The sequence below is a fragment of the Plantactinospora veratri genome (genome assembly GCF_036421995.1).
In the GTDB taxonomy this organism is placed as follows: Bacteria; Actinomycetota; Actinomycetes; order Mycobacteriales; family Micromonosporaceae; genus Plantactinospora; species Plantactinospora veratri.
Genome location: NZ_JAZGQL010000006.1, coordinates 284,261 through 297,682, shown reverse-complemented (window position 1 = coordinate 297,682; position 13,422 = coordinate 284,261). Strand labels below are relative to the sequence as shown.

General features: G+C 73.9%; 13 protein-coding genes and 1 pseudogene. 7 read left to right on the top strand and 7 right to left on the bottom strand.

Features of this window, described 5'->3' with window-relative positions; all coding sequences use genetic code 11:
- Window positions 1-307: 307 nt before the first annotated feature.
- Window positions 308-1,558 carry a hypothetical protein gene (locus V1634_RS10765; protein WP_331207610.1) on the bottom strand — a complete coding sequence of 417 codons (1,251 nt, stop codon included), beginning with the start codon at window positions 1,556-1,558 and terminating at the stop codon, window positions 308-310.
- Window positions 1,559-1,834: 276 nt separating this feature from the next.
- On the opposite strand from V1634_RS10765, the gene V1634_RS10760 reads away from it, so the two are divergent.
- Window positions 1,835-2,806 carry an EamA family transporter gene (locus tag V1634_RS10760; protein WP_331207609.1) on the top strand — a complete coding sequence of 324 codons (972 nt, stop codon included), beginning with the start codon at window positions 1,835-1,837 and terminating at the stop codon, window positions 2,804-2,806.
- Between the two features lie 31 nt (window positions 2,807-2,837).
- On the opposite strand, the gene V1634_RS10755 is transcribed toward V1634_RS10760, so the two are convergent.
- On the bottom strand, window positions 2,838-3,491 hold the full coding sequence (locus tag V1634_RS10755) for a phosphatase PAP2 family protein (RefSeq protein WP_331207608.1): 654 nt from the start codon (window positions 3,489-3,491) through the stop codon (window positions 2,838-2,840).
- A 105-nt stretch (window positions 3,492-3,596) separates the two neighbouring features.
- Between V1634_RS10755 and V1634_RS10750 the strand changes: the two genes are divergently transcribed.
- Genes V1634_RS10750 through V1634_RS10725 form a run of 6 tightly spaced genes read left to right on the top strand, consistent with a single transcriptional unit; the run spans window position 3,597 to window position 9,132 of the window.
- Window positions 3,597-4,085 carry a YbaK/EbsC family protein gene (locus V1634_RS10750; protein ID WP_331207623.1) on the top strand — a complete coding sequence of 163 codons (489 nt, stop codon included), beginning with the start codon at window positions 3,597-3,599 and terminating at the stop codon, window positions 4,083-4,085.
- Window positions 4,082-4,912 (top strand): monooxygenase, encoded by an 831-nt coding sequence (locus V1634_RS10745; protein WP_331207607.1) that lies wholly within the window; start codon window positions 4,082-4,084, stop codon window positions 4,910-4,912. Before V1634_RS10750 ends, V1634_RS10745 begins: the two co-directional genes overlap by 4 nt.
- Window positions 4,909-5,460 carry a GNAT family N-acetyltransferase gene (locus V1634_RS10740; protein WP_331207606.1) on the top strand — a complete coding sequence of 184 codons (552 nt, stop codon included), beginning with the start codon at window positions 4,909-4,911 and terminating at the stop codon, window positions 5,458-5,460. The genes V1634_RS10745 and V1634_RS10740 overlap by 4 nt, the downstream gene beginning before the upstream one ends.
- A complete protein-coding gene (locus V1634_RS10735; RefSeq protein ID WP_331207605.1) occupies window positions 5,457-6,476 on the top strand; it encodes a carotenoid biosynthesis protein in 1,020 nt (339 codons plus the stop codon). Before V1634_RS10740 ends, V1634_RS10735 begins: the two co-directional genes overlap by 4 nt.
- The gene (locus tag V1634_RS10730) at window positions 6,473-7,615 is read left to right on the top strand and encodes a glycosyltransferase (protein WP_331207604.1); all 1,143 of its coding nucleotides are present in this window, start codon (window positions 6,473-6,475) and stop codon (window positions 7,613-7,615) included. Before V1634_RS10735 ends, V1634_RS10730 begins: the two co-directional genes overlap by 4 nt.
- 17 nt (window positions 7,616-7,632) lie before the next feature.
- Entirely contained in the window at window positions 7,633-9,132 is a 1,500-nt protein-coding gene (locus V1634_RS10725; protein ID WP_331207603.1) for a phytoene desaturase family protein, read from the top strand.
- Between the two features lie 35 nt (window positions 9,133-9,167).
- Here the strand turns inward: V1634_RS10725 and V1634_RS10720 are convergent, their stop codons facing one another.
- The 5 genes and pseudogenes from V1634_RS10720 to V1634_RS10700 all read right to left on the bottom strand — a co-directional run bounded on the left by V1634_RS10720 (window position 9,168) and on the right by V1634_RS10700 (window position 13,368).
- Complete coding sequence (locus V1634_RS10720) at window positions 9,168-10,289, bottom strand: DUF418 domain-containing protein (RefSeq protein ID WP_331207602.1); 1,122 nt, start codon at window positions 10,287-10,289, stop codon at window positions 9,168-9,170.
- 399 nt (window positions 10,290-10,688) lie between these two features.
- Window positions 10,689-11,369, bottom strand: a pseudogene (locus V1634_RS10715) (CDP-alcohol phosphatidyltransferase family protein); the annotation flags it as partial.
- Between the two features lie 64 nt (window positions 11,370-11,433).
- The gene (metF, locus tag V1634_RS10710; protein WP_331207601.1) at window positions 11,434-12,351 is read right to left on the bottom strand and encodes a methylenetetrahydrofolate reductase [NAD(P)H]; all 918 of its coding nucleotides are present in this window, start codon (window positions 12,349-12,351) and stop codon (window positions 11,434-11,436) included.
- An 82-nt stretch (window positions 12,352-12,433) separates the two neighbouring features.
- Entirely contained in the window at window positions 12,434-12,700 is a 267-nt protein-coding gene (locus V1634_RS10705) for a hypothetical protein (protein WP_331207600.1), read from the bottom strand.
- Window positions 12,701-12,849: 149 nt separating this feature from the next.
- Window positions 12,850-13,368, bottom strand: a complete 519-nt coding sequence (locus tag V1634_RS10700) for a hypothetical protein (protein ID WP_331207599.1) — start codon at window positions 13,366-13,368, stop codon at window positions 12,850-12,852.
- Between the last annotated feature and the right edge of the window lie 54 nt (window positions 13,369-13,422).

Genomic DNA, 13,422 nt, shown 5'->3' with positions numbered 1-13,422 from the left:
CCCCCCCCCGGCCCCCCCGGCGGGGGGGGGGGGGGGGCGCCGGCGGGGGGGGGGGGGGGGGCGCCCGACGATCCTGCCTGGTTGGGTCCGGATTCGCGGATCCGGATCCCGTGCGGCCGCGAAACCGCACTCGGGGGTTACGCCGCGAACGCCACCCCCGGCGTCAGCCCGAGCACCCGGTCGGCGGGCCGACTCGCATCGAACCCTGCCCAATCGAACACTCGTTCTAACTACTGGAGAGAGTACACCCCGGCACCGACAAAAACGCAAGCGAACGCGATCCGTCGGCGCGGTTGCCGGGCACGGGTCAGCACCAGGTCAACGTGGAGTTGTTCCGGGTGACGTTCCGGATCACGTTGTTGGCACCGCCGCAGGGGCTCTGCCGGATGTTGGTGTTGGTCACCGTCAGGTTCTGGAAGGTGATGCCCGAGGAGATCGGGAACTCGCTGCGCGCCGCGATCCGGACCTCGCCGCCACCGGTCACCGTCCCGGACTGCCCGGCGATGGTGACGTTGTAGCAGTTCTCGATCAGGATCGAGTTGTTGCCGGTGTTCGAGATGGTCACCCGGTCGATCACCGCGCCGCCGCTCTCCGAGACGCAGAAGATGCCGCGCCCACCACCCCGGGCGATCACGTTGCCGACCCGGATGTTCGTCGGGTAGCTGCTGCCCACCCGGCCGTTGCGGTTCGCCATCCGGAACGCCGCGTACCCGGTGCCGGCACCGGCGTTGTCCGCGTCGACCGTACCGATGGTGGCGTTGATGGTGTCGTTGAGCAGCAGCCCGGACTCGCCGACGTTGCGGGCGGTGACGGTGCCGACGTTCAGCCCGTCCACCCCGTACGTCTCCACGCCCTGGCTGCGGGTGCCCTGCACGTACACGTTGTCGATCCGGATGTTGCGGGCCTTCACCGCCCGGTCGCCGCCGTGGTTGTCGATCCGCACCCCGAGACCGCTGGAGAGCCGCATGTCGATCTGGCCCAGCGTCAGGTTGTTCACGTTGCGCATGAAGATGCCGTAGAGCGGTGACCCGGTCAGGTTGAGGTGCTGCACCTCGACGTCGGTGGCGCCCCGGGCGTACACCGGGGCCTGGTCTCCGGAGCCGGAGCCGGTCACGTTGATCGTGCCGCAGACGTCCAGGATCGTGTAGCTCGGCAGCGAGATCCGGGAGTTGGCACTCACCGAGCCCGAGCCACGGACGACCACCCGCTGCTTCGAGGTACGCCCCGACGACAGGCTGTTCACCGCGGCCTGCACCGCGGAGCGCATGTCGCTGCCGGTGTAGACCGTGCTGCCGCCGTTGCGGGCGGTCCAGGTGCTGCCGCTGAGCACCGCCTCGGCGTTGTACGAACCGCTGCCGCACTCGGCGGCATAGAGGTCGGCCGCCTTGCCGCTGTGCCCGGGGACGCGCTGGTCGCCGGTGGCCGCCATGGACGGGAGTCCGACCGCGGTGCCGGCGCCGACCAGCGTGGTGGTGAGCGCCAGCACCAGGCCGGCGCGCCAGCCGCGTCGTCGCGACCGCTCGCCGGGTGGTCTCCGGTTGGTGGTGGTGAGCGTCATTGGTCCTCCTGAGTGGGGGGAACGGTGGCCGGGAAAGCCGGTGTGCCGCACCGGCAGGACGGGCCGGCAGGACGGGCCGGATCGGAAAGGCCTTTCCCGACGTCGGCAACGTATCGAATCGTTTCAATCAAGTCAACGTCATCGATGAATTCGCCCTCGAACCGGCCACCGGCCGGCCGCCGACCGCCCACCAAGCACCCACTAACCGGCGATCACCCGGGTGGTAATGACCAAAAGCTATTCGGCTCCTGACCGATCCCCGGCTACCCTCTCCCGGTGACGACTCGCAGACCCGCCCTCGGCGTCGTGATGGTGCTCTCGTCGGGCGTACTGTTCGCCGTCAACGGCACCGTCTCCAAGCTCGTACTCCGAGCCGGCATCGACGCCGCGCAACTGACCCTGATCCGGGCCGCCGGAGCGTTCGCCGGGCTGCTCGCGCTGAGCCTGCTGCTCCGGCCCGGCGCCCGCCGACTCCGGATCACCCCGGGACAACTGCCGCTGCTGCTCCTCTACGGCCTGGCCGGGTTCTTCCTGACCCCGATGCTCTACTTCGTCGCCATCTCCCGGATGCCGGTCGGCATCGCGCTGCTGTTCGAATACACCGCACCGCTGCTGGTCGCGCTCTGGGCCCGCTTCGGGCAGCACCAGCGGGTACGCCCCCGGCTCTGGGTCGGGCTCACGCTCAGCCTGGCCGGCCTGGCCTGCGTAGCCGAGGTCTGGGGAGAACTCAAACTGGACGGCCTCGGGGTACTCGCCGGACTCGGCGCCGCCGTACTGCTGGCCGGCTACTACCTGCTCGGCGCCCGGGGCGTACAGCGGCACGACACGCTCGCCCTGACCACCTGGGCGTTCGGCGCCGCGGCCGTGGCCGGGCTGCTCACCCGGGCGGTCACCGACGGCACCGGCGGCTGGGCGCCGCTCGGTGGGACCAGCGGCGGCGTGCCGGTCGCGCTGCTCTGCGGGTACGTCGTCCTGCTCGGCTCGATCCTGCCCTTCCTGCTGGTCGCCGGCGCGCTGCGGCACCTGCCGGCGACCAGCGTCGGCATCCTCGGCATGATCGAGCCGGTGATCGCCGCGACGGTCGCCTGGATCGCGCTCGGTGCCGGCGAGGCGCTCAACGCCGCCCAACTCGGCGGCGGGCTGCTGGTACTGGCCGGGGTCGCCCTCGCCGAGACGGCCCGGATCGCCGCCTCGCCGGTCGACATCCCGGCCGTTCCCGCTCCCGACGTCGTCGCGGCACCTCGCTGACCGTCCCGCCGGACGGCGTCAACGGGCGCGTTCAGCGGCGGGGACCGGGCCGCAGCGCGATCAGCAGGGCGGCGCTGGCCGCCGCGCCGAGCAGCAGCCCGGCGAGCACGTCGTGCGGATAGTGCACGCCGGCCGCCACCCGCAGCGCCGCCACCGCACCGGCCACCGGCACCGCCACGTACCCGAGCCGGGGCGCCAGCAGGACCAGTCCGGCCGCCAACCCACCGGCCAGGGTGGAGTGGTTGCTCGGAAACGACCAGTCCCCGGTCGGCGGGCAGGACACCCAGGTCACCACGTCGGCGAACGCCCGGCACGGCCGCTCCTGGTCGACGACCAGCTTCACCGCCTCGCTGAGCAGGTACGCCAGCAGCGTGCCGAGGCCGACCAGGAGCGCACCGAGCGCGTCCGGGGTACGCCTGCGCCGCCAGCCGAGCCAGCCGAACCGGGCCAGCAGCCCGGCGAGGACGAGCAGGCCACCGGCGGCGCCGTACTCCCCCAGGCCGTGCAGCCAGCCGGGCAGTTCACCGGCACCTCCGACCATCCCCCGGTACGCCTGCGCGGACGGTCCCTCGGTCACCACCTGCGGCTGCGGATCGCCGAGCCCGCCCGGGGCCAGCAGGGCCACCGCCGCCCCGGCGAGCAGGAGCATCGGCACGACCAGCAGAATCCGCCGCAACACCGTCATAGTGGATCAAGGTAGTCGTTCCCTCCGCCCGCCGCCCCGGTCGAAGGTCATCCGGTCCGTACAACCTTGGTCAGGTCCACCGAACGGGGAGGCAAGATGGAGCCCATGCAGCCACATCCGAATGTGCAGGCGGTGCAGGACGCGCTGGAGAACGCGGGTGGACGCGACGGCTCCGGCACGCCCAGCCGGGTCCGGATCCTGCCCGAGGCGGTGCACACCGCCGCCGCAGCGGCGGCGGCCCTCGGCGTCGAGGTGGGCCAGATCGCCAACTCGCTGATCTTCGACGCGGGCGGCGAGCCCCTGCTGGTGCTCACCTCCGGCGCGCACCGGGTGGACACCGCCCGGGTCGCCGCCGACCTCGGGGTGCCCGCGCTGCGCCGGGCCACCCCGGAGTTCGTCCGGGAGCACACCGGGCAGCCGATCGGCGGAGTCGCCCCGCTCGGGCATCCGAAGCCGATCCGTACCCTGGTCGACACCGCGCTCGCCGACCACCCCGAGATCTGGGCGGCCGGCGGCGTGCCCCGGGCCGTCTTCCCGACCACCTTCGCCGAACTGCTGCGGATCACCGCCGGCAGCCCTGCCGAGGTGGCGTGAGCGGGCCGGACCGCGACACGGCCGGGCGCGACACCGGACCGCCCGGCGACCCGCCCCCGGTACCGCTGGTCACCCTGCACGTCTGGCGGGTGCCGCCGCGTGCCCTGCCCCGGGCGCTGACCCGGATGGCCGTCGACCGGCGCCGGCTGCGGGCGGTTCCCGGCGTACGGTTCGGCAAACTGCTCGGCACCGGCACGGGTACCGGATTCGGGCCCACCGACGCCGACCTGACCCGCTGGGCCGCGCTGGCCGTCTGGTCCGACCCGGAGCGGGCCGCCGCGTTCGACGAGTCCCCGGTGGGACGGGCCTGGCGGCGCGTCGCCCTGGCCGGCGCCCGGCTCGACCTGGTCCCGCTGGCCAGCCGGGGACGGTGGTCCGGAGTCGAGCCGTTCGGCGTACCCCCGTCCGGGCCGGACGGCGCCTCGGCGCGCACCGCGCCGGACGGGCCGGTGCTGGCACTCACCCGGGCCCGGCTCCGCCCGCTGCGCGCGGGTACCTTCTGGCGGGCCGTCCCGCCCGTCGCCGCCGCGCTGCGGGACGCACCCGGCCTGCTGGCCCGGTTCGGCATCGGCGAGGCGCCGCTCGGCTGGCAGGGGACGGTGAGCGTGTGGCGGAACGCGACGTACCTGCGTCAGTTCGCGTACCGTTCCCCCGAGCACCGCGCGGCGATCACTCGTACGCCCCGGCAACGCTGGTACGCCGAGGAACTGTTCGCGCGGTTCGAGGTACGCAATCTCGCCGGTGACCCGGCGGTGCTCGGCTGGGTCGGATCCGGCGGTGCCCCGGAGCCCGACACCGGCCAGGTAGTGAGGAGCGGACGACCATGAGGCTGGTGCCGTGGAAACCGGACGATCTCGCCCGGCGGCTCGACGAGGTGATGTCGGTCTACGGCGAGGCGATGGGATACCGGGCCGAGTTGCTGGAGGCCCGCCGCGGCTACATCGCCACCCACGTACGCCGGCCGGGGTTCCGTGCGGTGGCGACGTTGAGCAGCAACGGTCACCTGGTCGGCTTCGGCTACGGATATCTCTCCGCCCCCGGGCAGTGGTGGCACGACCAGGTGTACAACGCGCTGTCCGGTGACGCCCGCAAGACCTGGTTCGCCGACTGCTTCGAGGTGGTCGAGCTGCACGTCCGTCCCGCCGCCCAGGGGCACCAGCTCGGTGCCCGCCAGCTCCGCGCCCTGCTCGGGATGGCCGAGGGCAGCACCACGCTGCTCTCCACCCCGGAGGCGGACGAGCGGACCTCCCGGGCCTGGCGGCTCTACCGCCGGTTCGGCTTCGTCGACGTGCTGCGGGACTTCCGCTTCCCCGGCGACGAGCGGGCCTTCGCGGTGCTCGGCCGGGAGCTGCCGCTGCCCCCGCCGGAGCGATGAGCGCCGGAGGCACCCCCACCGAAGGCACGGCCGCCGGAGGCACGGCCGCCGGAGGCACGGCCGCCGGAGGCACGGCCGCCGGAGGCACGGCCGCCGGAGGCACGGCCGCCGGAGGCACGGCCGCCGGAGGCACGGCCGCCGGAGGCACGGCCGCCGGAGGCACGGCCGCCGGAGGCACGGCCGCCGGAGGCACGGCCGCCGGAGGCACGGTCGCCGGCCGGCTGAGCTGGCTGCTGCTCGGCGTACTGGTGCTGGCGCAGATCGGCTATCCGCTGACCGGGGGCGCCGACCGGGCCCGGTTGACCATCGCCACGGTCTGCCTCGGCTGGCTGCTGTCGGTGAGCCACGCCCTGCTCACCCGGGGCCCGCGGGTCGCCGCCGGGCTGGTACTGGTCACCACCGGCGGCGGGCTGGCGGTCGAGGCGCTCGGCGTGGCCACCGGCGTGCCGTTCGGCGGGTACTCCTACTCCGGCGAGCTGGGCCCGAAGCTGGCCGGGGTACCGCTGATCATTCCGCTGGCCTGGACCTGGATGGCCTGGCCGGCCTGGCTCGCCGCGGTCCGGCTCACCCGCCCCGGGGCGGCTCGGATCGCCCTGGCCGCCGTGGGGCTGGCCGGCTGGGACCTCTTCCTCGATCCGCAGATGGTCGCCGAGGGCTACTGGAGCTGGCGGGACCCGGATCCGGCCCTGCCGGGGGTGCCGGACGTACCGGTCAGCAACTACCTCGGCTGGCTGGTCTTCGCCGTACTCCTGATGGCGCTGCTCGGGCCGGTCGCCGGCCGGGCCGCCGGGCTCGCCGCCGACTGGGACGCCCCGATGCACGTCCTCTACCTCTGGACCTACGCCGGCAGCGTCCTCGCGCACGCGGTCTTCCTCGACCTGCCCGCGTCGGCCGGCTGGGGCGGGCTGGCCATGGCGGTCGTCGCCCTCCCGCTCGCTTGGAAGGAAGGGGCCCTTCTACAACAGAAAACGATAAGAGGGGGCCCTTCCTTGCACACGGACCGGTCGGCTGGATGAGTGGGGGGGCGCTGGTGGGCTGGGTGGGGGTGGTGGTGGTCGTCGGCGTACTCACCGGGCATGCCTGGCTCAACGGCACCCGCTGGCTGCGCCGCCCGCCGGCCGGCCCGGTCGGCGTCGACGAGCCGGTCGCGGTGCTGCTGCCGGTACGCGACGAGGCGACCCGGGTCGGGCCCTGCCTGCGGGCACTGCTCGCCCAGCGGGGCGTACCCGAGCTGGAGATCGTGGTGCTCGACGACGGTTCGACCGACGGTACCGCCGAGGTGGTCCGGGCGGTCGCGGCCGGTGATCGACGGGTACGCCTGCTCGACGGCGCGCCGCTGCCGCCGGGCTGGCTCGGCAAGCCGTACGCCTGCCAGCAGCTCGCCGACCGGGCCGGGCCGGAGGCGCAGGTGTTGGTCTTCGTGGACGCCGACGTGACGCTTCGCCCGTACGCGGTCGCCGCCGCCGTGCACACGCTCCGGTCGGCGGAGGCGGTGCTGCTCTCCGCGTACCCCCGGATCGTCGCCGGTTCGGCGGGTGAGCGGCTGGTCCAGCCGCTGTTGCAGTGGCTCTGGCTGACCTTCCTGCCGCTGGCGGCGATGGAGCGTTCGCCCCGGCCGAGCCTGGCCGCCGCCGGGGGCCAGTTCCTGCTGCTGGACCGGGCCGGCTACCGGCGGGCCGGCGGGCACGCGGCGGTCCGGGACCGGGTGTTGGAGGACATCGAGCTGGCCCGGGCGGTGAAGCGGTCCGGCGGCCGGATCGCGCTCGCCGACGGTTCCCGGCTGGCCGAGTGCCGGATGTACGGCTCCTGGCCGGAGCTGCGGGACGGCTACACCAAGTCGCTCTGGGCCGCGTTCGGGTCGCCGGCCGGCGCCACCGCCGTCGTGCTGCTGCTGCTCCTGCTGTACGCCCTGCCGCCGCTGCTCGCCGTCGGCGCGGCGTTGGCCGGCGCGCCGGCGGTCGCCCTGGCGGCGCTGCTCGGCTATCTGCTCGGGGTGCTCGGACGCCTGGTCAGCGCCCGGGCGACCGGTGGCCGTGCCTGGCCGGACGCGTTGGCACATCCGTTGTCGGTCGCGGTCCTCGGTTGGCTCACCATCCGGTCGTACCATCTGCGAAGGCGGGGGCGGCTCAGCTGGCGGGGCCGACCGGTGCGCTGACGAGGGGGCGTACGTAGGTGAGTCGGGTGGTCGTCATCGGTGCGGGCGTGGGCGGGCTGGCCGCCGCGGCCCGGTCAGCGGCGCTCGGCCACGAGGTCACCGTCTACGAGCGGTCGGACGTGGTCGGCGGCAAGCTCGGCCGGTACGCCCGGGAGACGCCGCCCGGGACGTTCCGGTTCGACACCGGTCCCAGCCTGCTCACCCTGCCGCAGGTCTTCGCCGACCTGTTCGAGGCGACCGGCGCCAAACTGGACGAGTACCTCGACCTGACCCCGCTGGACCCGACGATCGTCCGGCACGTCTTCCCGCCGTCGGGCACCTCCACGGCGGCGGTGCTCGACTCGTGTGCCGATCCCGAGGTCTTCGCGGCCCGGATCGCCGAGCGGTTCGGCGGGCCGGCCGCCGACGACTGGCGGCGGCTGTGGCGCCGCGCCGAGCGGATCTGGACGGCCTCCTGGCGGGACGTGCTGCGCCGGCCCGTCGACTCGCCCCGGGACCTGGCGAGGCTGGCCTGGCGGCTCGGTGACCTGGCCGCGATCGCCCCCGGCCGGACCCTGCGCGACCTGGGCCGGCGCTACCTGCGCGACCCCCGGCTCCGGATGCTGCTGGACCGGTACGCCACCTACACCGGGGCCGATCCGCGCCGGGCGCCGGCCGCGCTCGCCGCCATCCCGTACGCGGAACTGACCTTCGGCGGGTGGTATCCGCGCGGCGGGCTCGGCACCCTCGCCGACGCGCTGCTCTCCCGCTGTCTCGACCTCGGGGTGGTGGTGGCGACCGGCAGCACCGTCACCGGTATCGAGGCGGCCGGCGGCCGGGTGCACGGGGTACGCCTGGCCGGTGCCGTACGTCCGGTACCGGCGGACGTGGTGGTGGCGAACACCGACGCGCTGACCCTCTACCGGGACCTGCTGCCGACCCCGGAGCGGCTGGCCGGGCTGGCCGACCGCAGCCTGGCCGGCTTCGTACTGCTGCTCGGGGTGCGTGGCGACTCCGGCCTGGCCCACCACAACGTCTTCTTCCCGGCCGACTACGACGCCGAGTTCGACGCGGTCTTCGGCGATCCGGGTCGGGGCGCACCGGCCCGACCGGTTGCCGACCCGACGGTCTTCGTCAGCGTGCCCGACGACCCGCTGGTCCGGCCGGCCGGGCACGAGGCGTGGTTCGTGCTGGTCAACGCGCCCCGGCAGGGGCGGACGCTGGGCGGGGTCGACTGGCGGCGGCCGGGGCTGGCGGACGCCTACGCCGACCGGGTTCTCCAGGTGCTCGCCGACCGGGGGGTGGACGTGCGGAACCGGCTGCTCTTCCGGGAGGTGCGTACCCCGGCCGACCTGGCCGGCACGGCCGGCGCCCCGGGCGGGTCGATCCACGGCAGCGTCGGCGGGCTGCTGCGGCCGGCGAACCGGGGTCCGGCCCGTGGTCTCTTCCTGGTCGGTGGCTCGACCCACCCGGGCGGCGGCCTGCCGATGGTGGCGCTCTCCGCGCAGATCGTCGCGGCCGAGATCGGACCGGCCTGACCGGCCCGCGCCGGACACCTGGCTGTGCCGACCACCTAGCCCGGCGGCTGCCGGTAGGTGACCCGCCGGATCAGGACCTCGAACGGCCCGCGGCGTCCGGTCCGGCGCATCCAGTCGGCCAGCAGCACGGTACCCAGCCAGGTCGTGGCGGCCAGCAACGCCGTGCCGGCGACTGTCAGGGTGCCGGAGAGGTCGAGCAGGAACGGGGTGAAGGCGACGGCCCAGACGATCGACTGGGCCAGATAGCAGGTCATGGAGCGCTGGCCGGTGGCGGCGATCGCGTCGACCACCGGCCGGGGGTGCCGGGTCTGGAGCCGGGCCGCGATCAGTGACAGCAGGGCGGCGTACCCGAGGCCGCCGAAGAGTCCCGTCGCGTCGTGCAGCGGCCCCAGCAGTTCGAGGGTCGCCCGGTCCGGCACCGCCAGCACACCGGCGAGGATCAACGAGATCGGCTGGGCGCCGAGCACCGCCGCGCCGATCCCGGCCACCGCCGTGCCGCGCAGCAGTCTCCGGTGTCGCTGCGGCTGCTCCAGCACGCGTCGGCGTCCCGCCCACAGCCCGAGCGCGAACGGGCAGGCGAAGCCCAGCGGCCCGAGCAGGGCGACGTAGAGCGACACGGGAGCGCGCTCGAGGACCATGGAGAGTGGGTCCGGCGGAAGCATCGAGACATGCGGCGGGTCGGTGCTGATCGTCAACGAGCCGGCCCCCGGCAGCGCCCCGAGCAGGAAGAAGAAGAGGGCCGTCGAGAGCAGCCAGCGGTCCCGACGGCGTACCAGCCAGGCGCCGGCGAAGAGCAGTACGCCGTACGCGGCCAGGATGTCGCCGACGTAGAGCAGTACCGCGTGCAGGAAACCCACCACCACCAGCACGATGCCGCGTCGCCACAGCAGCCGGCGTACGGCCCGTGGCCCGAGTGCCTCCTGCCGGTGTGCGATCCGGGCGACCCCGTACCCGAACAGGAGCCCGAACATCGGGAACGCCCGACCGTCGACGAAGGTCGCGATCAGCCAGGTGACGGCCCGGTCGAGGGCCGAGCCGTCCTGCGGGTAGCCACCCAGCACCGACGCGCCGTTCAGGAAGTAGTGCGAGTTGGCCAGGGCGATGAACAACAGCATGAAGCCGCGGGCCAGGTCGGGTCCGAGCGCGCGGGTCGACACCGGCCCCGGTCCGGGTGCACCAGCCGTCGTCGGGCCGGCCGGGGGCTGGTCCGTCAGGTGCGGATGACGGGGCGTTGTCATGCCCACAGCCAACCAGGGTCGGGTACCGGTTCTCGTCGTGCTTCGGTCGGTTGACGGATCGACCAAAGTCGGTCGCCGGCATCGACGACCGACCAGCTCACCCGCTCAACCTGCCGGGCCGTCCGCCCGGCACTTCGGAAGCGCGCGGAACCCGGGTAGCGCGGAGTCCCGGAAGCGCTGGCGTCACTCGGGCGATTCGCGGCGGCTCAGTTCCATTCCGGTGGGCTCGCGACGGGCCAGTTCCTTGCCGGGGAGGATCTCCTCGCCGGCCGGGGCACCGCCACCCGGTCCCCTGCCGGTCGGCTCCCTGTCGGTGTCCAGCGACCGGCGCACCGCCGAGAGCAACTGGACCATGCCGAAGAAGCCGAGCAGCACCCAGATCGCGGTCGCCACGGTGATCGTGCCGGCCGCCAGCTCCGGCATGACCAGATGTGCCAACCCGGCGATCAGTAGTCCCACCACGGCGACGCTGACCCGGCTCGGCCGCTCCCCCACGGTGACCGTGCCGATCTCCTTCATCCCCGCCGAGACCGACCGGGCCCGGGTGTACTCGTGCAACCAGGAGAGCCCACCGGCCGCCGCCACCAGCACGCCGGGGGCGCCCACCAGCCAGAAGGCGATCAGCCAGCAGACCTCGCCGACCCGGTCGGCGAGCGAGTCGTAGACGTACCCGAGTCGGGTGGTCCGGCCGGTGACCACGGCGACCGCGCCGTCGATGCTGTCCGCCACGGCGGCGAGCAACACGAAGCCGGCCGCCAGGAGCGGCCCGACCGGCCCCGGCCGGGACTGGGCGACCGCCACCGGTACGGCGACGCAGAGCAGCACCCCGAGCACCGTCACCGCAGTCGGCGACACGTGCAGCCGGGCGAGGAAGCAACCCAGGACGTACGACATCCGCAGCCAGCGGCGCACCGACGTGGTGGCCATCCGGGGGTCGAAGCCGCCGTGCAGCCGCGCCCACTTGTTGGCGTACTCGTCCCACGTCAACCGGTTGCCCACGCTGGCTCAACCGCCGGACGGCGGCCCAGGTCGCGCCTGCGGCTCCGGTTCGGGCCGCATCCGTTCAGACTCCGACGCCGGCCTGGAGGCTCTGCCAGACCTCCCGGGTCGCGGTCGACCGGTTCAACGTGATGAAGTGGATCCCCGGCACGCCCTCGTCGAGCAGCCGGCGGCACATCTCGCTGGCCTGCTGCACACCGAGCCGGCGGACCGCCTCCGGGTCGTCGGCGACCCGGTCGAACTGCGCGGCCAGCGCGGGCGGGAACGGTGCCCCGGAGAGCTGCTGGGAGCGTTCGATCGTGCTGAGCTGGGTCACCGGCATGACGCCGGGCAGGATCGGGGTGTCGCAGCCGGCCGCCGCGACCCGGTCGCGCAACCTGAGGTAGTCGTCGGCGTCGAAGAACATCTGGGTGATCGCGAAGTCCGCCCCGGCCCGGCACTTCTGGATGAAATACCGCGTGTCGGTGGCGATGTCCGGCGAGCGGGGGTGCTTGTACGGGAACGCCGCCACCCCGACGCTGAAGTCGCCCGCCTCGCGGACCAGCCGGACCAGTTCCTCGGCGTAGAGCACGCCGGTCGGATGTTGCACCCACTCGCCCATCGGGTCGCCCGGGGGGTCGCCGCGGACCGCGAGCACGTTGCGCACTCCGGCGCCGGCCAGCCGGCCGATCACGTTGCGCAGCTCGGCGACCGAGTGGTTGACCGCGGTCAGATGCGCCATCGGCAGCAGGGTCGTCTCGGTCGCGACCCGCTCGGTCACCGCGACGGTGGTGTCCCGGCTCGACCCGCCGGCACCGTAGGTGACCGAGACGAACGAGGGACGCAGCGACTCCAGCTCGCGGATCGCCTGCCAGAGCAGCCGCTCGCCCTTCTCCGTCTTCGGCGGGAAGAACTCGAAGGAGAAGGTCGGCGAGGGACCACGGACCAGGTCCCCGATCGCCGGCCGCGAGTCGGGGAGGACGGAGGGAAGACCGAGCGCCACGCCGCGACTCTACCGGTCGGGCGGGCCTGGTCCCGCACCATCGGGCCCTGTTGAGGGCGGGAAGTCCGCTTTTCGGTCCCATCTAGCGGTCACCCTGGTGGCGCGGGCCCCGGCAGGCCGCCAGCAGTCCGCGTACGGCGATCTGTCGGCCGTGGCAGGGCCAGGGGTCGGCGCAGGCGCGGCAGACGTTCGGTCCGGCCGGGCCGGAGAGCCTGTTGTCCGGCTCGGCGGGGAGCGGACTGTGCTCCCGGTGCAGGCGTACGGCGAGCCGCCAGGCCATCGGCTGCACCACCTCGGGCGGCGGCTCGTCGGGCGGGTTCTCCGGGTCGAACGGCAACTCGCTGGGCACGGCGGCACTCCTCGACTCCTCGATCGGACACCGCCGGTCGGTGGTGCCGTCGGGCGTCGATCGAACTGCGGATCGGGCCGCCGTGGAGGAGCCAGCGGGACGGGGCCAGCCCGCTGGCCCCGGGGCCAGCGTCGGGGCCAGCCGCCGCGCTACGGTGCCGGAATCCTCCGGTACGCCCACGGCCGCCGGTACCGCACCAGGACCGCCAGCAGTACGACGGCGAGCAGCGCCGCCCCGCCGTCCGTGACGTACGACGGCAGCAGTCCCGGCACGCCGAACCGCTCCCGGGTGGCGTCGAAGACCTCCGGCGGGATCATCACCAGACCGGCCGCCTGGGTCACGTTCACCGCCAGCGCGGTCCAGAAGACCCAGGCCCGTCCGGTCCTGGCGAGCAGGCCGACCGCGTTGCCGACCAGGTAGACGCAGCCGACGATCCGGAACCCGGTCAGGAAGCCGGGCGCCTCGGCCTGCGCCTGTGCCTGCGTGGAGCCGGCCAGCCGCATCATCTCCTCCATCGCCCGGAGGTCGATGACCACGAAGTTCTGTAGCGCCGTGCCGGCCACGAAGAGGAGCGAGCAGACGAGGGTCAGGTTCTGCACCGGTCGGGTCCACCGGGTCGGGATCCGGTCGTCCCGATGGTCAACGGTCTGCGGTACGAAGCTGGACATGACCTCCGACGCTAGGCCGGGGGCGCCGCGACGTGATCGGGGATGATCCCCATT